The sequence below is a fragment of the Alloscardovia omnicolens DSM 21503 genome (assembly GCF_000420505.1).
Lineage (GTDB): Bacteria > Actinomycetota > Actinomycetes > Actinomycetales > Bifidobacteriaceae > Alloscardovia > Alloscardovia omnicolens.
Genome location: NZ_ATVB01000015.1, coordinates 17,032 through 38,032, shown reverse-complemented (window position 1 = coordinate 38,032; position 21,001 = coordinate 17,032). Strand labels below are relative to the sequence as shown.

Here is a 21,001-nt window from a genome sequence, read left to right as displayed (position 1 = left end):
ATTACTGGCACGTATCGCTCCTCCTGACGTGGTTGTCACTGATGGTGGTGCAGGATTTGCTAAAGTATGCCACGCGCAATGGTCTGATACCAGAATTCAACGCTGTCTTTTCCATATCAGTGCGAATGTACGATCGCGTACTACTAGGAATCCAATGATTCAAGGCTGGTCAAGAACTCTACGCTTTATCACAACAACTTACCCGTATTATCAATGATGAACAACAAGCCGCGTGGATCGGTTGTTATACCACCTGGTGCGCGCAGTATAAACACATGCTTGTCGAGAAAACCGTTCTCACTAACGGGTGTATCGTCAACACTCACGAGCGTCTCGTAAGAGCATGTAACATGCTCAACACCAGACTACGTGCAGGCGACCTGTTCACCTACCTCAACTCCGAGGTGACTAAGCAGGCAATTATTCCTGCTTTTAATAACCAGATAGAAAGCTATAACGCCAGACTACGCGCTATGCTACGCGCGCATCGTGACTGGTTGTTACTGCACCGTATCAAAGCATGCATGTGGTGGTGTTACATGCACACACAATGTCCTCTACCCGCAGCACAACTCATCCAGATCATGCCCGCCGATCAACACATCAAAAATATCTACACACAACTGGCCATACACCACAGCGAACACGAACATGCTCAACGCCAACACTACGGATAAGCCATCAGTTGGGCAGACCTAACATGATCCAACCCAAAAGTCAACTCAACGCACTCAACGAATAACACCCCCACCAACAATACTTGTCGTATAACCCTATTTCCGGGGGGGGGGTAGCGTTTTAGGAGTTGGGTGTATTTATAGAGGGGAAATATTATGAATACCTCACAATGAAGAAGCGAGATGCGTAAGCATTTCACTTTTACTTGTGAGTGTAAGCATTGCAGCTCTATGGGCACCTACATTCATCAATTTTGTATCTAGAAAGAAAAAGAGATGAATTATGACAGATAGAAAACATTACCCCGGTAACGGGCGATTAGGGTTTAGGAAGCTCATAGCTTCTGTAGGTATGATTGCTCTTGTTGCCACAAGTTTTGGTTTAAGCGGGAGCTTCGCATCGGCTTCTACTCCTGCTGAAGCCGGGGTTAATTACCCAGGCTTTAATAAGGATGGTGTATATCAGACTGGCATTGGCCAGCAACGATACACGTACTCCGATCAAGCAAGTAGATATAAGGATGCAATCGAGTCTCCTTCGAGCGTAGACGGAACGAAGACGATTACTGGTCAGGTTTATGTTCAGCGCTACGGTAACTATAAAGTTCATTTGAATGATGCAGGGTTCCCGCCTATTCCTATGCAGGGTGTGCGTGTGTATGCTCAGTGGATGGAAAAGGATGGATCTATTTCTCCAATCTACACGACCACAACGAACGCATCAGGCGAATATGCCATTAAGATGAAGGACTTTACCACGGAAACTGGTAAGACCTACACCTTCGATGCAGATCCCAATCTTCCTCAGGGTGAGAAGTGGCGCATTTGGGCGGATAATCCTGATAAGGATCATCTCACTCAGTTGTCGAATTACTACAACGGTAGCTGGGGTCCACGCGATTATGCATACGATGCTGAGATTGGTGATGGCGTTGGACCGGATCGTCTTGATCATGTGAATATTCGTTACGGTTTGAAGCCTGAAAACGAGGTTATGCACAACCTCAAGAACGTTGAGAAGAATGTTCCTGCGTTCAAGCTCGGTATGGTCCGTGGTGATGTGCACTGGGAGCTGGTTAAAGCTGCTGGTGCTCAGGGTTGGTCTAGTGGTGCAGCCTTCCCTAAGTACTACTTCGATAAGGGTATTGATGTTGCTGCTGAAGACGCGACGGTATACGCCTCGTATCTCTCCGACTACGCGCTGGAGAAGATCTACGCTGAGCCGACCTCTACGTTTGGTTCTTCTGCGAAGGAAGTTCGTGGTGCTGGTTGGACTATCGACAACGAAGCAAGCCTGCAGGACTGGATTCGCGTGCAGATGGCGAAGGAAGGTCAGGACAAGTGGATTGCAGAAACCGCATCGGCTAAGGTGAGCGCCGATGGATTATTCAACATCCAGTTCAAGGGCACGTATGGCGCCACATGGAACAATCCAGGTACTATGCCTTTAATTAAGGCAAACATCGACAAGGTGAACAACGCGTACCACAAGATCGCTGAGTCTCCAACCATCGATCGCTGGTCTACTTCCGCAGGCGATGTCGCCATGCTCGGTGGCAACATTTCCAAGCACATCAACCGCGATTGGTTGTTCGTATCCACCGATATGAAGCCAGGTGTTGCTCTCGGTACGCCATGGATGACCAACGGCTACATGGGTCTCGGTCAGTACAACGGCTTGCTGGCTACCTGGCAGAACAACTTCAACTGGAATGAGGCCGACGGTATCATTTTGGCTGCGTATCCAGATTACGTGAACTTCCGCGTAACTGACGGTAAGGATATCCTCAATTCTGGTGTTCCTGGAGATGTTGCAGAAACTGAAACTTCCGGTTTGCCAAACCAATTCGTAGGCGGTGTGAAGTACCAGATTGAATGGATCAATACTTCTACAGGTAAGGTTGTAGCAACCGGACCAGTTGTAGCTGCAAACGCTGACGGTACTATTCCTTCCTTCCCACTCAAGACTGCTGGTTTGGGATTGACGAAGACAACGAACTTTACGGCTACGTTGTATCCAGTTAACGCAGAAACAGGAACTCGTGGTACATCGTTTGGTGTAGATACGTATACTGTTATTGTTGGTTCTCGACCTGTATATGACGATGTGAGTGTGAAGGCAGGTTCTACTGGAACGTCTGATGTAAAGGGCTTCGACCTGACCACTACAGATGAGCAAGAGCGCATTCCTGCCGATCAGCTCGATCCAAAGTTAGCAGCGAAGGAACCGTTCAGCATTCCTGGGACCTACACTGCTCCAGAGGGTTACAAAGTCTCCATCGACAAGGCAACCGGTACTGTATCGGTTGTCGCCCCAGCTGACGCTAAGCCAGGCACCAAGATTGACGTACCAGTTGTAGCTGTCTTTACAGACGAGAGCTCCGTCGAGGTTATGACGCACTTCGTAATTGCGAACAAGGAAGATCGAAACGTTTACGATCCTTCTTATACAGATGTAACAGTAAACGAAGGAGACCCTGTTAAGGTTGCTGCTCCTGTTTCTGATCCGGCTGTTCCTGCTGGAACGAAGTTCGAGATTTCCAATCCTGATGATTTAAGCAATCTGAAGGATCTGAAGATTGACGAGAAAACAGGCGCTATTACTGCGACTGCAGGTAAGGTTGAGAAGGATACTGAGTATACGGTTACTGTGAAGGTAACGTATCCAGATGGAACGTCTGAAAGCAAGCCCGTAAAGGTGACTGTCAAGGATGTTCCTGCGCCTAAGACTCCTCAGGCCGATGAGCACGATCCTTCGTATAAGCCTGGTTCGGGTAAGCCTGGCCAGACTGTGAAGGTTCCTCAGACGGGTGACAAGAACTTGCCTGAGGGTACGAAGTTCTCTGTTCCTGGCGGTTCTCCTGTAACGGTTGATCCAAACACTGGTGAAGTGACGGTTAAGATTCCTGATTCCGCTAAGAGTGGCGACAAGATTGAGGGCACTGTAACAGTTACTTATCCTGATGGTTCGAAGGACACTGCCAAGGTAACCGTGACGGTTGCTAGTGTGAACCCTGAACCTAGCTACGCGGATACAATTGTTCCAGCGGGTAAGACCACCAAGGTGAAGCCAACGAATACGGGTGATGCGTATCCTTCTAATACGAAGTTCGCTATTGATAAGGACTTCACGGCTCCGAAGGGTTATACCGTAACTATCGACCAGAACACTGGTGAGATTAGTGTGACGGTTGCTCCTGCTGGTAAGGATGGTGCAGACGCCGAACAGATTACTGTTCCGGTTGTCGTAACCTATCCTTCTGATTCTGGTGCTGTGACCGATAATGTGAACGCTAAGTTCTTGCTTGATACTGATGGTGATGGTACTCCAGATATCAAGGATGACGACGATGATAACGACGGCATCAAGGACGAGGACGAGAAGAAGGACGGCACTGATCCTAAGAATCCTGATACTGATGGCGATGGTCTGACTGATAAGGAAGAGAAAGATCACGGTACCAACCCTCTTGATCCTGATACCGATAAGGATGGCGTCAACGATGGCGACGAGGTAAACGGTTCGAAGAATCCGTTTAAGGATCATAAGTCTGATCCAAATGGCAAGCCAGGTAACACGGATCCGTTGAATCCTGATTCTGATGGTGATGGTAAGAAGGATGGCGAGGAACTCAACAAGAAGGTCGACGACAACGGCAAGACTGTTGACGATCCGTCTCAGACTGATCCGAAGACTGATCCAAATGATCCTAATAAAAATGTGTATCAGCCTGCTTACACAGCTATCGAGGTAAACGAAGGTGCTGCGATTAAGGTTGCTGCTCCTGTGTCCACTCCTGCTGTGCCAGCGAAGACCACCTTCGCTATCGAAGATGCTGCTGGTTTGACTGGTCTCCAGATTGGTGCTGACGGTGCTATTACTGGTACTGCTCCAAGCGTTGACAAGGATACAACCTACACCGTTAAGGTGAAGGTGACCTATCCGGATAAGTCCTCGGAAACTATCGACGCTGTGATTAAGGTGAAGAATGCTCCAGCCGATGCTCAGACTCATAATCCTTCTTATGAGGACAAGACTGGTAAGCCTGGTGAGACTGTGAAGGTTCCTCAGACGGGTGATAAGAATCTGCCTGAGGGTACGAAGTTCTCTGTTCCTGGCGGTTCTCCTGTAACGGTTGATCCAAACACTGGTGAAGTAACCGTTCAGGTTGATGACAAGGCTAAGCCTGGCGATGAAATCAAGACAATGGTTACGGTAACCTATCCTGATGGTTCCAAGGACGAAGTACCTGTGAAGGTGACGGTAGTCAAGAAGGACGATAAGGATCTGTACCAGCCAACGTATAAGCCGGTAACGGTTGTTGAGCTCAATGATTACACGGTTGCTGCACCAACCTCTGATCCTGCTGTTCCTTCTGGTACGACCTTCAAGTTCGTGAACACGGCTCCTGCTGGTTTGGATAATCCAACCTTCAATGCAGACGGTTCCTTCTCGGGTACCGCTCCAGAAGTGAAGGCCACCACGCCATACAAGGTCAATGTGTTGGTCACCTACCCAGATGGCACAACAGAAACAATCAATACTGTTGTAACTGTTGTGGACAAACCGAAGCAGAACACTGAGCATGATCCAAGCTATGAGCCGGGTAAGGGTAAGCCTGGTGAGACGGTGAAGGTTTCTCAAACGGGTGATAAGAATCTGCCTGAGGGTACGAAGTTCTCGGTTCCTAAGGATTCGCCTGTAACCGTTGATCCAAACGCTGGTGTAGTAACAGTTCAGATTGATGACAAGGCTACCCCTGGCACTGTTATTGAAGAGACAGTGACGGTCACCTATCCTGATGGTTCGAAGGACGAAGTTCCTGTGAAGGTGACGGTTCAGTCTCCTGATAAGGTTCTCGATCCTGAGCCTAGCTATGCAGACACCATCGTGAAGGCGGGCGCTACCACGAGTGTGAAGCCAACGAATACGGGTGACGAGTATCCAACAGGTACGAAGTTCGCTATTGATCCTAAGTTCACGGCTCCTCAGGGTTACGCCGTAAGCATCAATCCTTCTACTGGCGAGATTAGTGTGACCGTGGTGCCTGCTGGTAAGGATGGTGCCGACGCCGAGCAGATTACTGTTCCGGTTGTCGTAACCTATCCTGCTGATTCTGGCGCTGTCACTGATAATGCGAACGCTAAGTTCCAGTTGGATACTGACGGTGACGGTACTCCAGACATCACGGATAACGATGATGATAATGACGGTGTCCCTGATGATCAGGAAAAGAAGGATGGAACTGATCCTAAGAATCCTGATACTGATGGCGATGGTCTGAATGATGGTGACGAGAAGAAGCACGGTACTAACCCTCTTGATCCAGATACCGATAAGGACGGGGTTAACGATGGTGATGAAGTTTCTGGTGATAAGAATCCGTTTAAGGATCATAAGTCTGATCCAAATGGCAAGCCAGGTAACACGGATCCAACCAACCCTGATTCTGATGGTGATGGTGTGAAGGATGGTGACGAACTCAACACGAAGGTCGATGAGAACGGCAAGACTGTTGATGATCCAAGCCAGACTGATCCGAAGACTGATCCTAACTCGAAGGATACGGATAAGGATGGTGTTGATGATGGTACTGAGATTAAGGATGGTACTGATCCAACCAACCCAGATACCGATCATGATGGTTTGAATGATGGTGACGAGAAGAAGCACGGCACCGATCCAAAGAACCCAGACACCGATAAAGACGGCATCTCCGATGGGGATGAGGTGGATGGTTCTAAGAATCCGTTTAAGGACGATAAGTTCGATCCAAACGGCAAGCCAGGCAATACCGACCCAACCAACCCAGATACCGATAATGACGGTGTGAACGATGGGGACGAGGTAACCGGTAAGTACAATAACGGCAAGCCAACCAATCCTAACCGCAACGACAAGACCGGCCAGGTTGCAACCAAGACAGGTAAGACTGCAAAGTCGAGCCCACTGGCTAAGACCGGTGTAAACGTGATCGCTCTAGCAAGCATCGCCCTCATGGCCATGATTGCAGGTGCTATCGCTACACTACGCCGCCGCGCCTAGTCGAAAGTTGTGTTAAGTCGTAAGACTTAGCACAACTCCCCAAACGGGGTGGAACCGATTCATAGAGAATCGGTTCCACCCCGTTGCTGTTTCTGCAAAAGAGGTACAACAAAGGCGGGAGAAGAATCTGCTTCTTCACCCCGCCTAGCCTTTACAGCAGTTTATTTAAGCGTTGAACTGGTTAGGATTATGTGGATCCTGTACTGGTTGCACCGGCTGCACTGGCGCGTTCGTCATAGGAGCTTGTGTTGGCGTCTGCATAGGAGGAACAGGCTGCGCAGGAGCAGAAGCCCTAGAAACTTGGTAGTTTTTCCACCAATAGTAGACGGAAAGGATACCTGCCACGAGAATAACGAATCCTAAGATCGTGTAAAGGAAGAAGCCGGTGCCGACTGGGTTAGAAACAAAGTCGCCGCCGAGTTCATTGGCTTGCTGCATATCAAAAATGCCGATTGGCCCGCCAACGATACCTGCCAAAATAGCTAAAATACCTGCGGATAGCGTTACGCCTGCCTTCTTAGTTACGTAGCTCAACGCAGTCAAAACGATGGTTACCACAACAAAAATGAGCACAAACAGCGTATCGCTGGAACTATTTTCGCGCATAAGATCGTAACCGCTATAGCTAAGAATATGGCCAATCGTTATAAACGGCATAAATATAACAAGCAAAGTGAGCACGCCGGCTGCGCTAGCGAGCAAATTCATAAGGTTCGCACGGTTAAGGAAAGCCAAAGTAGAGAAGTTCTTAATCTCGCTCTGAGTAGTGTTCACAAAGTTGGTAAACGCTTCCGCGCTTTCCTGGTTAAACTGCGTGTTCAGCGGGTTAGGAATCTCTCCCGGATTGCTTGGCGCCGGCTGAGCAGGAGCTGGCTGCACAGGCTGCTGCGACTGATTTACTGGATCTGTTATGGTTCTTTCTTTCTCTTAATTGAGACCGACTCTGCACCTAAAACTCTTCCACACGAGTTCAGGTGTGTCGATCTTAAAAATGGAGCACCATGCGCCATACACGTGATGCATAGTATTGAGCAAAGGATACAGCTTTAACAGCGTGCGCTCAGGGTAGCCATCGCGCCCATGCGTTGGATGCGCGTCAAAAGTGGTCTGGAAACGGCGCATATACGCCTTAAAAGAGTCATGTTTTGTTCCCATGCGGCGCGCACTGGCAGCCACAACGAGGTTAGCGCAAAACTGAGTGGTTAAGCCGGCATCAAAAAGGTGCAGACTGCAATCAATATCTTCATGGAAAACGTCTTCGCGATCCTCACACACGAGCGGACGAATCGTTTCCCACGCGCTTTTGCGCATCGCCATATTCGAGCCGAAAAGAAGCGGCATACCGTCGGCGCTGTACTGTTTCTCGCGAACTAAACCGTCAAAAAACATGCCAATCGGAGGCAACGGCATATCGTAGTAACACACAGAACCAGTAACGCCCGCAGTGCCAGGATGCGCTTCGAAAAAGGCACTCACTATCTCTACCCAGTTCGGCTTAAGCATGCAGTCCGCGTCGATACGCGCCACAATATCGCCCGAAGCCATATCCAAACCTTTGTTGCGCGTCGGAATGAGTCCTTGCGCCTCGTTCTGCTCGGTTAAGCGCACATTCGTTCCCGGATGTTCGGCAATAAATTGCTCAACGAGCGCGTGCGTATTATCTGTGGAGCGGTTATCGACCACAATAATCTCGTGCGCGGGCATTGTCTGGGTAGTTGCGTTGCGCAGACACGAAAGAATGCGGCGCGACTCGTTCCACGTAGGAATAACAATAGAAACAGAAAGCATACTGCCCATAGTAGTAGAACGAGGCTATTTGCGCGAAAACGGGCGCGAAAACGGGCGCGAAAACGGGCGTAGCTCGTGCTCATAAACGTCCTTCGCTCGTGTTTGGGGCAGGTGGAATAATATGCACTATGACCCAAGCACGAGAAGCACACAAGACGCAAGAAACGCAAGAGACGAAAAACACGCAAACGCGCGAAGAATCTGCAGACTTGGCGGCCATTTTCCCGCGCAAAGGCGATAGCCGTCGCCCGCCAGAATGGTATAAACACGCGCTGTTCTACGCGCTGCTGGCCGCTGCACTTGGCTACTTCGCATGGCATGCGGCGATTGCTCTTCAGGGTGTGCTACTCAATATTGTCATATCGCTGTTCGTGGCGTTCGCAATTGAGCCGGTAGTGCGCTGGCTCATCGCCAAGGGTTGGAAGCGCAACGTATCCGCCGGTCTTACGCTTCTCTTCCTCTTTATTCTTATCGGCACGTTCATCGGCGTTTTCGGTAACCTCATGGTCAATCAGCTCGTCTCCATTGTGTCGGGTTTGCCGAGACTGTATGCACAAGTGGGGCAGTGGTTGCATGGTCAGTTCGACTACGAGCTTCCACCAATCTCGAACCTGAGTTGGACGATTTTAGGAAGTATTAAAACCGACAGCATTGGCTCTTTCGCCAGCCAAGCGCTTAATACTGCAGGCTCTGCTTTTGGAGCCATGCTTGATTTGCTTACCGTTATTTTGGTGACCTACTATATGAGCGCGTACGGCACGAATATGCGTAAAGTTATTTGCCACTATTTGCCGGAGGATTCCCAAAAGCGCTTCCTTATTACCTGGACGGTTGTGCAGGAGCAGATTTCCGGCTTCCTCTACTCGCGCATTGTTTTGGCTGCGATTAACGCCATCTGCCTGTCTATCTTCATGATTATTCTGCGCGTGCCAAACTGGCTGCCTCTTGCCATGGCTTGCGGTATTATTTCGCAGTTCGTGCCAATGATTGGTACCTATATTGGTGGCGCGCTTCCAGCTATTTTTGCGTGGGGAACTAACGGTATTCGTCCAGCAATTTACATTATTATTTTCATTGTTATTTATCAGCAGATCGAAAATAATTTGGTCAGTCCAATGATTACGCGCTCGACTATGGATCTCAATCCTGCTATTTCCTTGCTGGGCGTTTTTGCCTTTACTGCTGTGTGGGGAGCGCTCGGCGGCTTCCTTGCTTTACCGATTATTGCGAGCATCCAGGCATTGCTCAGCACATATTTGAAGCGTTATGAGCTAATTGATTCTGAACTTCTTGATGATCCAAAGCCTGTGAAGGCTTCTAAGATTGCACAAAGCGTGCAGGCTGCAGGAGAAAAGATTTCTGAGACGATGATGGTTCAGATTCGTCCGAAGAATGCGGATGAGCAGCATATTACTGCTGAAGATTTGATTCGCTTCCGTGAGTCTGTAGAAAGCACGGGAGCAATCCCACAGTCCATGTCTTTGCGTAAATCTATGTCGTCTTCAGCTGCGTCTGAAGAAAAGAGCGAGAAGAAATCAAAGAGCAAAACCCAAGCCTCTTCTGCTGCACCTATTCAACCTGCTAAGCCGGCGCGTTCTCGTTCGAGGTTTAACGCGAAAAATAATCAGGAGAACAATCGCAAATAATCCTGAATAATCGCACAGAAAAAACGTATCCGTAACCAAAGGACTGAGCTATACATGAATGGATTGCTGTCGTTCCTTGACCTGATTATTACCATCTTGGGCGTTATTACTATCGTATACCAAGTGGGAATTGTGATTGTGGGCATGCTCGTCAAGCCGCAAACCTTCCGTGACGTGCCACAAAATAGGCGATATGCGGTTCTTATTTCTGCTCGAAACGAGGAAGCGGTTATTGGCAACCTTATCCGTTCCATTCACAACCAAACGTATCCGCAAGAACTTATAGATACGTGGATTGTGGCGGATAATTGCACAGATAATACAGCACAGCTTGCGCGCAGTTTGGGCTGTCATGTTATTGAGCGCTTTAACCAGACGCAGGTGGGTAAAGGCTACGCTTTGCAATATTTGTTGCGCACGATGATGGCTACCGGGGATGCGAAGAATTATGATGCGTTCTTCATTTTTGATGCTGATAATCTGCTCGATAAAAACTATATTGCCGAAATGAATAAAGCGCGTCAGGCAGGTTTTGAAGCTTTGACTAGTTACCGAAATTCTGTGAATTTGGCGGATAACTGGGTTTCCTCGGGAGCGGCTTTATGGTTCGTGCGCGAATCGCGTTTTTTGAACGTGACGCGCGTAGCTTTGGGAACGTCCTGCCATGTGGGAGGCACAGGTTTCATGTTTTCGCGACGCATCATGGAGCGCAACGACGGATGGAAATTCCATTTGCTCACCGAAGATATGGAATTTAGCATGGATTGCATTTTGCATGGAGACCGTATTGGTTTTTGCGGATCTGCTATGTTTTTCGATGAACAGCCTGTTGACTTCAAAACCAGTTGGACGCAACGTGTGCGCTGGTCGAAGGGTTATTTGGAAGTTTTCCGTTACTACGGGAAAGTTATGATGCAGTGGGCTATTAAAGAGCGAGATTTTTCTGCTATAGATATGACTTTAATGGTTTGCCCGTTTATGGTTATTTCTTTGATTCGCTTTGTTTTGGGTATTATTTACGCTGCTTTAGGATATATTTCTTGGTTCTCGATTAGTGCAGGTTTAACCGGCTGGATATCGTCTGTGCTTACCAGTTTTGTGGGCATGATGCTGTTAGCAGCTTTCTCGGGTTTTGTAGAACGCGATAAATTGAATATTACTCTTCCAGAATTAATGGCATACAGTCTCAGCTTCCCGATTTATATGGCTAGTTACGTGCCTATTGCTTTTGTAGCTATTTTCTCTAAGAGCCAGTGGAAGCCGATTGCTCATGCAGGCGGAAGTGCAGCTGAACAGATTATGGAGGAGGGTTCTCGCAGTGAAAACTAATCTTAAACGCGCATGCACGATTGGTTTAAGCGCGCTAACAACTCTATGTTTGGCTGGCGGATACGTTATGGCAGATGCTGCGGGTATTGTTCCTGGCAGTATCTCTGGAATTTCGCGTATTTATCGCGAAGGCAGTATTGCAGCTCTCAATCCCCAGCGTAGCGTGCGAAAGGTGGGCAAACAAACAGTTGCAAGCGTGGCGCATAAAGATATTAACGCTTCGCAGGCTCAAGAGTTAATCGATAATTTCATGTCGTCTCTACCTCAAGGAGTAAAAGCAGGAGTTCTTATTGCAACAACGGCGGGTAAAGAAGTAGCCTCAGCGAACGCTAGTGATGCTCTTACTCCAGCTTCTACGCTAAAAACTTTGGTAGGCTATGCTGCAAGCGTGACTTTCCCTTCACAAGAGACATTAAAAACCACGGTGAAAATGGAGAAGTCGTCCAGCGATAGCACGTCTGCCGCACTTACTTTGGTAGGTGGCGGAGATATTTTGCTGGGGTCTGGTGCAAACGATGCACAGCATGTGAATGGTCGAGCAGGTCTAGCTACTTTAGCTGACCAGACCGTACAGGCTTTACAATCGCGCGGTATTACGCAGGTGTCGCTGCAATATGACGATAGTTTGTTTAATCATGATTCTTTGTCTGAGATAGAAAATGCTTCTAGTCCAGTGAATCAAGGCTATACGAATCTGATGGAAACGTCTTCAATGGCTGTGGATGAAGCGCGCAACTGGTATGGTCAGCCGCCAGCTAATCCTGATGGAGAAGGCCCGTGGTATCCGCAGCGTTATGCAAATCCGGCAGCTAGTACGGCAGAAACTTTTGCTCAAGCTCTTACCAATCGAGGCATAAAACTTACTAATGAGAACATTCCGCAAGTTTCTGCGTCTGAATCAGCTTTTGATATTGCTCAGGTAGAATCTGCTCCATTAGGGCAAATTATTCAATTGATGCTAACTAATTCCGATAACTCTTTGGCTCAACTCTTAGGACGTTTACTTGCTTTGCGCACAGGACATGACAATACGCATGCTGGTGCTTCCGATGCTGTGGTGAGCGTGCTTAAGCAGCATGGTATTTCTACTGATGGTTTAGTGATGGCAGATACCAGCGGTTTGGGAGATGGCTCAGCAATTACACCACAATTATTGGCTCAAGTTCAATCTGCGTACCTAAACACAGCAGGACTGACATGGAATGCAGCCGTCGGCATGCCAATTTCGCACTACAATGGCACCCTCCTCAATCGCGCTTTTAATGCCGAAACAAACGGTCTGGTACGTGCGAAAACAGGAAGCTTAGAAGGGGTACGCTCCTTAGCCGGAAACGTGGTGCGCACCAATGGGGGAGCACTCATTTTCGTGGTAATAGTCAACGGAGAAAGCGCTATACAAGCTCTTCCAGCCATGAATACTTTTGTAGATGGTTTGGTGACATTGTAGATGGCAGAGGCAGTCGATTTAAAAGCTTGGGCGTGCGCGGCTGTGAATGCAGCTGTGCGAGAAACAGTGGAGTTGGTGGATTCGCATAAATCGCAGAACGCCAGCGCCAGCCCCAGCTCTTCTCAGGAGCATCCGCTTGTTCTCGTGGCGTGCTCAGGTGGCAGGGATTCTCTCGCGCTCGCAGCCGTAGCTCATGAAGCTTTAACACCACGTGGCTACCACGTTGGCGCTGTTGTGGTGAACCATCAGCTTCAAGAAGCATCGCACAGCGTTGCCGAGCGCACAGCCCGCACGTGCACACACATTGGACTTTCCCCCGTGCGCATCGTATCCATCAACGTCCCCTCCACACGCGCTGGTCTCGAATCCGACGCGCGCGACGCGCGTTATGCGGCTTTAGCAAGCACCGCCAAAGAACTCAATGCCGCGTGCGTGTTAGTAGCTCACACCAGCAACGACGTGGCAGAGACCATCCTTATGAAGTTGTTGCGCACGCCCTCGCCAGAAGCTCTCACAGGAATCGCGCGTGAACGCCATATTCACCATATGCGTTTTGTTCGTCCCCTGCTGGAATTCTCACGTGAAGACACAACGCAACTATGCCAAGAATATAATCTGAGCTATTGGGACGACCCCACGAACGGGCAAGATGTAGAAGGCGAACTCGACAGTAGTTATCCTGTGCGTTCTCGCATCCGTCACGATGTGCTCCCGCTCCTGTCGCGCATAACCAAGCGTAATGTTGTGCAGCTCCTAGCTAACAGCGCGCAATCCTCGCGCGAAGATGCGCAAATCATTCACGAAGCGGTAAACGATGCATACAATCGTGTTATGCGCGAAAAAAATGGTGTGCTCGAAATAAAAATCCGAGCTTTGCGCGCGTTCCCGGCAGCCATCCAGCGCCGCGTGTTAGTTACAGCACTCGAAAATCTGGACATTCGGCCAACTCAATCAGCCATTTTTTCTCTTCTTGAGCTATCTCAGATAGAACAGAAAAAGAAAACTGTGAAGATTTCTACACCTCTTGTAGCGAATAAGCTGTATGAGGTCATTCAGTTATGGAAAGATAGTGACTATGCAAATTTCTGATGTACGTGACGATATAGCCGAAGAACTCATCTCCAGCCAGGAGATTAGCGATAAAATTCAAGAAGTAGCGGCTGAGGTATCTGCTGATTATGCAGGAAAGTATCCTCTGCTTGTTGCCGTGCTTAAGGGAGCAGTAAATACTATGTCAGTTTTCTCTCAAGCTGTGAGTATTCCTGTAGAGATTGATTTTATGTCGCTGTCTTCTTATGGTTCAGGTACGCAAAGCTCCGGCACAATAACAGTGCGTCAAGATTTAGGCTGTGATGTAGCTGGTCGTGACGTGCTGATTGTGGAAGATATTATTGACTCCGGACTAACTTTGGAGTGGCTGATTGACGAACTCAAGCGCCGAGGTGCAGCTTCTGTAGAAGTTTTTGCGCTTTTGGAAAAGCCTGCTCGTCATATTGCTCAGGTCGATGTGAAATATAAGGGATTTACTATTCCTGATGAGTTCGTTGTAGGCTTCGGTCTTGACTACGATGAGAAATATCGCAATCTTGATTCTATTGCTGTGCTCAAACCAGAGGTATACGAAGCGTAACTGCGCGAGAGGTTGCGTTAGCGCTTGTGCTACGAAATCGTTGATTAGCAGGTGGAGCGAAGCATCAAAAAGACCCGCGCAACATACAGCGCAAAAACTAGAACGCCCAGTGTATAAACCATAAAGTGTTGAGTATAGTGAACAGTGTGCTCATGAAGTAAGGCAGAATATGGCAGATAATAATAATCCGTTTGCCCCACGCGATCCACGTGGTTCGCGCGATCCGCGCAACCCGGGCGACAAGAATAACAAGAATAATAATTCTGGTTCGCCATTAGGTCCTCCTTTACCTAACGGTAACGGTGACGATAACTCAAAGTGGTGGCAGCGTCCATGGCTGTGGATGGCGTTGGTATGCGCTCTCTTAATCAGCGTCTTTTTCTTTGTCAATCAATCAGATGTGCAAAGCATCGATACAAAAGACGGTTTCTCTCTGATTAAAGAAGGTCAAGCTGAGCGCGTCGAAATTACGGATAACTATCAGTCCGTTAAGCTGACCTTAAAGAAGGACTTTAAGAAGAAATTGCCAAAGTCTCAGCAGCAGACTTTCGGTCCAACAGAAAAGAACTACGGTAAGAAGGTGCAGTTCTACTTCTCGTCCGCACAGGCCGAGGAGCTCAACAAACTCGTTCAGAAGTCCAAGATTAAAGACGGATACAACGTAAACATTCAGTTTAGTAATCCGTGGATGGGCATTTTGTCGTCTTTGCTGCCAATCCTTCTGCTCTTCGGCATGATGTGGTGGATCATGTCGCGCCTGGGAGACGGTGCGGGCGGCGGTATGCTCGGCCCTCTGGGAGGCAATAAAAATAAGCGCTTGCAGGAAGCCGATATTCCTAAGACGAAGTTTGCCGATGTTGCGGGTGAAGAGGCTGCCGTAACTGAAGTAGAAGAAATTAAAGACTTCCTCAAGGATCCAACCAAGTATCGCAAGCTGGGCGCGCGCATTCCTCACGGTTTGCTGCTCTACGGCCCTCCAGGAACGGGTAAAACCTTGATTGCTCGCGCTATTGCTGGTGAAGCTGGCGTGCCGTTCTACTCGATGGCGGGTTCCGACTTCGAAGAAGTTTTCGTTGGTTTGGGTGCTTCTCGTGTGCGTGAACTCTTTGAAGAGGCAAAGAAGAACGCTCCAGCAATTATCTTTATTGATGAAATTGATGCGATGGGTCGCCGCCGTTCGTCTGCTTCTGCTAATGGAAGCGGCGCTGGTGAGCAGACCTTGAACGCTCTGTTAGTTGAGATGGATGGTTTTGATAAAGAAGACAATATTATTATTATTGCCGCGACGAACCGTCCAGATGTGTTGGATTCCGCCTTGACTCGTCCTGGTCGTTTTGACCGTCAGGTGGCTGTAGAAGCTCCTGATTTGAAGGGGCGCGAAGATATTTTGAAGGTTCATGCTAAGGGCAAGCCTTTTGCTCCTGGTGTTGATTTGCATCGTGTGGCAGTGCTGACTCCTGGATTTACCGGTGCTGACTTGGCAAACGTTCTCAATGAGGCTGCTTTGCTGACAGCACGCGAAAACGCTGATTTGATTGATGCGCGTGCTATTGATGAGGCTATTGACCGTGTGATGAGTGGTCCTCGTCGTCGCAGCAATGGTATGGCTTTGGAAGAACTGCGCAATACCGCCTACCATGAGGGTGGTCATGCTATGGTGGCTGCTGCTTTGCATCACACCGATCCTGTAACGAAGGTTACGATTCTGCCTCGTGGCCGCGCTTTGGGATACACAGCTGTGATGCCAACAGAAGACCGATTCAGCCAGTCTCGCAATCAGCTTCTCGATCAGATGGCTTATGCTATGGGTGGTCGCGTGGCTGAGGAAGTGGTTTTCCACGATCCAACCACGGGTGCATCTAATGATATTGAGAAAGCCACGAATATTGCTCGCCGTATGGTGGTGGAATTCGGTTTCTCCGACAAGTTGGGTGCCATTAAGTGGAGCGATGAGTCGAACCAAGGTGGTTTAGATTCGTTGCAACCACGCACGTATTCCGAGCATACAGCACAGATTATTGATGATGAGGTATTAAAGCTCGTTGAGACTGCTCATGACGAGGCCTACGAGATTGTTATGAACAATCGCGACGTGTTGGACGAACTGGTACGCCAGCTTTTGGAGAAAGAAACCTTGGATGCGAACGAGCTTGCGGCTATTTTCGCTCCACTCAAGAAGGCGCCGCAGCGCGAACAATGGCTGTCGGCGTCTAACCGCGTGGTTTCTGAGATTGCGCCGGTAGCTATTCCAGAGAATTTGCGCAGTTCTGTCGCGGTGGATGCCACGGCGGGCGCGCGAGACTCATCAGCAGAACGAGACGCATCAGCAGAAACTGGCGAAACACACGTGTCAGAAACTTCAGCAGAAACTGCAGCGGATACAGATGCAACTGCGCACACTGCCTCGGACACTGTTGAGCAGAACGCTGAACAGAATGAGGCGCAAGGCTTCGATGAGTAAGGGCGAATACAATGAGGAAGGCGTACGTCAAGCCGTACGTCTTTTCCTCGAATCTATTGGTGAAGATCCTGAACGTGAGGGCTTGCTTGACACTCCTGATCGTATTGCCCGTGCAGGTCGTGAGCTTTTTGCAGGTCTGCACTCTAATCCCGACGAGGTATTAGCCAAACGTTTTGCTGTGGATACAGAAGAAATGGTTCTTGTGCGCGATATTGAGATTTACTCCGTGTGCGAGCATCATCTACTTCCTTTCCATGGTGTAGCTCATATTGGCTACATTCCAGGCAATGGGGAAGTGGTGGGTTTGTCTAAGCTTGCGCGCTTAGTAGACATGTATGCGCGTCGTCCGCAAGTGCAAGAGCGTTTAACCCAACAGGTGGCTGATGCTCTCGTGAATGAGTTACATGCTCAAGGCGTTATCGTCGTTACGGATTGCGAGCATTTATGCATGTCTATGCGCGGTATCAAAAAAAGTCAAGCACATACTCTTACTTCGGCAGTACGCGGTATTATGCGTGACTCCTCTACACGCGCTGAAGCTATGCGTCTTATCTTAAACGCGCGTTAAATATTCACGCGCTAAGAGTGCATTGTAAAAGACACGCCTTATGGCTCCTTAATCATAGATTGCCTCCGTATGCACGCCGGCAGAAGATAAGCAGAAGGAAATGACAGAAGGGATACTATGAATCGTCAGGAATTACTGTATAACCTACTTCATGCTGAGCGAACTTTGGTTATGGGAGTTTTGAATATTACTGAGGACTCCTTTTCTGATGGAGGGCGTTACCTTGAGGCAGATAAAGCTTTTGCTCATGCTCAGCTGATGATTGAGCAAGGCGCAGATATTATTGATATTGGTGCTGAATCCACTCGTCCGGGAGCTGTGCGCGTGCCGGAAGAGACAGAGAAAGAGCGTGTGGTTACGGCTGTTCGCGCTGTTACTGAGCATTATCCTCAGATTGCAGTCAGTGTAGATACCACCCGAGCAAGCGTTGCTCAAGCAGCTTTAGAGGCGGGTGCACATATTATTAACGATGTATCTGGCGGTCAGCTCGACCCAGATATTGCGCGCGTTGTGGCTAACTCCGATTGCTTGTATATTGTGCAACATTGGCGCGCATGGCTCGATGGCGAGGGCGAGACAAAAACAACAGATTATGAGCATGGCGTTGTGCGCGATACTTATGACGAACTCCTTGAGCAAGTTCGCGCTGTAGAAGCATCAGGTGTGCCTTCTGAACGCATTATTATTGATCCAGGCTTAGGCTTTTCTAAACCAACTATTGCGCATAATATGCCACTTGTTAACCAGACACATGTCTTTGCATCTATGGGGTATCCAGTGCTGATTGGAGCCTCACGCAAGCGTTTTGTAGTTCAGCTTGTGCAACGGGCAGGATTGAGCGATAGCGAAGCCGCTCGCGATGACGTAACAGCAAGCCTGACTGTTGTTGCCGCTCAGCAGGGAGCATGGGCTGTTCGTGTGCATGATGTGCCGCGCAACCGTTTAGCAGTGCAAGTGGTGCGTGAGAGCGCGCACGCCGAGTAAAAGTACTCAGACTCAAGGCAGAAAAGCGAGGAGCAATGGACTATATAACACTTACTGGCGTGCGAGCAGAAGGAACACACGGTGTTCTCAACTTCGAACACGCTCAACCACAACCTTTTGTGGTGGATGCTGTGTTGTATATGGATTTATCTGATGCTTCTCGTAGTGATGATTTAGCTGATACTGTTAGTTACGCTCAGATTGCAGATCGTATTGTATCTGTGATTCGCGGTGAGCATTGTGATTTGATTGAGCGTTTAGCACAGCGTATTGCCGATAGTATTTTGCTCTCGTGGCGAGTAAAGAAAACGATAGTAACTGTGCATAAGCCTCAGGCTCCTATTGAGCAAGATTTTGGCGATGTTTCGGTTACGATTGAACGCGCACAAAGTGACTATGAGGAGCAGAGCACTCCTACAGCAGCCTCGTTATATACTGCGCAACAGCGTGAGCAGGAATCACGCACTGCTGACGATGATCAGCAACCACGTGTGCATACCGCGGTTATTGCTTTGGGCGGTAATCTCGGGGATGTTCCTCAAACCTTCCGCACCGCGATCGTGGCAATGGATGCTGTGGCTGGAAATCAAATAACGGGGATTTCTGCACTGTATCGCACAAAACCGTGGGGAGTTCTTAGAGATGTGCCCGACTTTTTTAATGCAGTAGTGGAATTAAGCACAACATTGGATGCTCAGCAGCTTCTCGAATCTTTGCACATGATTGAAGCAGCCCATGGGCGAACTCGTGACGTGCATTGGGATTCGCGTCCACTCGACCTTGATATTATTGATTTTGATGGTTTTACAAGCGATAATCCAGGCTTAACTTTGCCTCACCCTCGTGCATGGCAGCGCGCTTTCGTATTACGTCCGTGGTTGGATGTGAATCCAAACGCTGTGCTTCCTGGTAATCACGGTGGGGTAGTGGCTGAACTGGTTGAATCAGCACCTGATGCTGATGGTTTAGAGTTAGAATCAACGGATTGGATTTTAGGAGGCATCGCATGAAAGCACGGCGTACTCCGTGGTGGTATTATCCACTTCTTGCCTTGATTGGCTTTCTCCTTGGCTTGATTGTTGCCACGCTTATGACGCATCATGCCTCCTCTATGGTGAGTGCTCCGTGGTATGTGAGTGCTTCTATTATGGGTGTGGGAGCTGTGGTGGCGTGGTCAGCATGGCAAGTTCATCAGTTCGCTCAAGGTAAGATTTCCAAAATGCCTCCTGAACGTAGCGTTAATACGCTCGTTATGGCTCAAGCTGTGGGATGTACAGCAGCCACGTTGTTTGGCTGGTATGTAGGTATTTTTGTTGTGGTTATTCAACATGCTGATGTATCGTATTTCGCAAGCGTTTCCTGGGAAACTGCTATGGCTGCCATCGCATGCTTGATTGACGTAGGATTAGGAGTAATAAGCGAAATCTGGTGCCTTATGCCACCAACAGGTGAGGAAAAGGATAGCAAATAATGCATTTTGAGTTGCGCGTGCCAGCAGGCACGAAGAATATTGAACTGTGGTTAAGCACAGTGCCCGCCGGTAAACGCAATCCGACGTGGCAGCTTTTCCACAGCTACACCCAGCAAGAGCAATACCCTTTGGGAACCGACCGATTAGTTAATAATCGCCGTAACCTCTTTATTGATGTAATGACGCTTGTAGAAGAAAATGCAAGCGCAGATAATGCACACAAGGAAGTGGGCGTTACCGGTACTACGTCTGAAGAGAACGCTGATTATTCCGTAACGAGCGTAAAAAATCTTGCTCAACGTGCCGCGCGCGTAGCTGCAGACGGTTCAGGTAATGCGCGACGTTTCAAGGATGCTCGAGCTTTATGGTCAGTTCTATCTGAACGTACAGAAAAATTATTAGAGCAGTCCCTAACTGACTCTATTACCAACGTGCGTAAAAGTCATAATTGGAAGAAAAACCAAGCATATAAAAACGTGACGGTTCATCCTCAGGCTTGGTTCGTTTTTAACGTATACTCACGCTCGAACCCTCGCAAAGATCCGTTTACAGCTATTCACGGTGTGCGAGCATTATGGGATTTTATGCGTGAAACTCATGCAGATGATGAAGCGATTATTGCCCTCGTAGAGCAGCAGGAGAATGCTGCTACGGCGAACTGTGATTATCCAAGCTATGGCGATATTGCTGCTCTTATGGGCGATTCCAATATGCTTGTTTTCCCAGACGATGAGCATTTTGTGCAGTGGATTCGTCAAGTAGCGGGCACAACCGACGAGGTTGCACGTGAAACACTGGTCGAAGCGTTTATTACTCCTCAAGATAATCTCGACGAAGATGATGAAGGCTATATTTCAGCGCATAGCACGGGAACTGCTTTGCATTTAGCGAATGTTTTAGATAAACGAGCTTAAGAAATAAGGAGGTGAAAAAACTCACCTCCTTTTCTATAAG

General features: G+C 48.6%; 15 protein-coding genes. 13 read left to right on the top strand and 2 right to left on the bottom strand.

Features of this window, described 5'->3' with window-relative positions; all coding sequences use genetic code 11:
• Positions 1 to 217 (top strand): transposase (locus G464_RS10225; RefSeq protein WP_208853779.1); only part of this gene is annotated, 217 nt, incomplete at its 5' end.
• 743 nt (positions 218 to 960) lie between these two features.
• Positions 961 to 6,723: a Rib/alpha-like domain-containing protein gene (locus G464_RS0106500; RefSeq protein WP_080651176.1), complete on the top strand. Its 5,763-nt coding sequence runs from the start codon at positions 961 to 963 to the stop codon at positions 6,721 to 6,723.
• Positions 6,724 to 6,888: 165 nt separating this feature from the next.
• Here the strand turns inward: G464_RS0106500 and G464_RS0106495 are convergent, their stop codons facing one another.
• Positions 6,889 to 7,602, bottom strand: coding sequence for a DUF456 domain-containing protein (locus G464_RS0106495; RefSeq protein ID WP_022857209.1), 714 nt, complete (start codon positions 7,600 to 7,602; stop codon positions 6,889 to 6,891).
• A 48-nt stretch (positions 7,603 to 7,650) separates the two neighbouring features.
• Positions 7,651 to 8,511, bottom strand: a complete 861-nt coding sequence (locus G464_RS09240) for a glycosyltransferase family 2 protein (protein ID WP_039777788.1) — start codon at positions 8,509 to 8,511, stop codon at positions 7,651 to 7,653.
• Between the two features lie 128 nt (positions 8,512 to 8,639).
• Here G464_RS09240 and G464_RS09235 point away from each other — a divergent pair, with 128 nt between their 5' ends.
• The 11 genes from G464_RS09235 to G464_RS0106435 all read left to right on the top strand — a co-directional run bounded on the left by G464_RS09235 (position 8,640) and on the right by G464_RS0106435 (position 20,961).
• The gene (locus G464_RS09235; RefSeq protein ID WP_022857207.1) at positions 8,640 to 10,157 is read left to right on the top strand and encodes an AI-2E family transporter; all 1,518 of its coding nucleotides are present in this window, start codon (positions 8,640 to 8,642) and stop codon (positions 10,155 to 10,157) included.
• A 54-nt stretch (positions 10,158 to 10,211) separates the two neighbouring features.
• Positions 10,212 to 11,486 carry a glycosyltransferase family 2 protein gene (locus G464_RS0106480; RefSeq protein ID WP_022857206.1) on the top strand — a complete coding sequence of 425 codons (1,275 nt, stop codon included), beginning with the start codon at positions 10,212 to 10,214 and terminating at the stop codon, positions 11,484 to 11,486.
• A complete protein-coding gene (dacB, locus tag G464_RS0106475) occupies positions 11,476 to 12,933 on the top strand; it encodes a D-alanyl-D-alanine carboxypeptidase/D-alanyl-D-alanine endopeptidase (RefSeq protein WP_022857205.1) in 1,458 nt (485 codons plus the stop codon). The genes G464_RS0106480 and dacB overlap by 11 nt, the downstream gene beginning before the upstream one ends.
• Positions 12,934 to 14,022, top strand: a complete 1,089-nt coding sequence (gene tilS, locus G464_RS09230) for a tRNA lysidine(34) synthetase TilS (RefSeq protein ID WP_022857204.1) — start codon at positions 12,934 to 12,936, stop codon at positions 14,020 to 14,022.
• Positions 14,009 to 14,563 carry a hypoxanthine phosphoribosyltransferase gene (gene hpt / locus G464_RS0106465; protein WP_021617809.1) on the top strand — a complete coding sequence of 185 codons (555 nt, stop codon included), beginning with the start codon at positions 14,009 to 14,011 and terminating at the stop codon, positions 14,561 to 14,563. The genes tilS and hpt overlap by 14 nt, the downstream gene beginning before the upstream one ends.
• A gap of 169 nt (positions 14,564 to 14,732) precedes the next feature.
• Positions 14,733 to 17,024 carry an ATP-dependent zinc metalloprotease FtsH gene (gene ftsH / locus G464_RS09225; RefSeq protein ID WP_022857203.1) on the top strand — a complete coding sequence of 764 codons (2,292 nt, stop codon included), beginning with the start codon at positions 14,733 to 14,735 and terminating at the stop codon, positions 17,022 to 17,024.
• On the top strand, positions 17,017 to 17,592 hold the full coding sequence (folE, locus tag G464_RS0106455; protein WP_021617811.1) for a GTP cyclohydrolase I FolE: 576 nt from the start codon (positions 17,017 to 17,019) through the stop codon (positions 17,590 to 17,592). Before ftsH ends, folE begins: the two co-directional genes overlap by 8 nt.
• Positions 17,593 to 17,709: 117 nt before the next feature.
• On the top strand, positions 17,710 to 18,576 hold the full coding sequence (gene folP, locus G464_RS0106450; protein ID WP_022857202.1) for a dihydropteroate synthase: 867 nt from the start codon (positions 17,710 to 17,712) through the stop codon (positions 18,574 to 18,576).
• A gap of 35 nt (positions 18,577 to 18,611) precedes the next feature.
• Complete coding sequence (gene folK / locus G464_RS0106445) at positions 18,612 to 19,586, top strand: 2-amino-4-hydroxy-6-hydroxymethyldihydropteridine diphosphokinase (RefSeq protein WP_022857201.1); 975 nt, start codon at positions 18,612 to 18,614, stop codon at positions 19,584 to 19,586.
• On the top strand, positions 19,583 to 20,047 hold the full coding sequence (locus tag G464_RS0106440) for a DUF3180 domain-containing protein (RefSeq protein ID WP_022857200.1): 465 nt from the start codon (positions 19,583 to 19,585) through the stop codon (positions 20,045 to 20,047). The genes folK and G464_RS0106440 overlap by 4 nt, the downstream gene beginning before the upstream one ends.
• The gene (locus G464_RS0106435; RefSeq protein WP_022857199.1) at positions 20,047 to 20,961 is read left to right on the top strand and encodes a hypothetical protein; all 915 of its coding nucleotides are present in this window, start codon (positions 20,047 to 20,049) and stop codon (positions 20,959 to 20,961) included. The genes G464_RS0106440 and G464_RS0106435 overlap by 1 nt, the downstream gene beginning before the upstream one ends.
• The last annotated feature ends 40 nt before the right edge of the window (positions 20,962 to 21,001 follow it).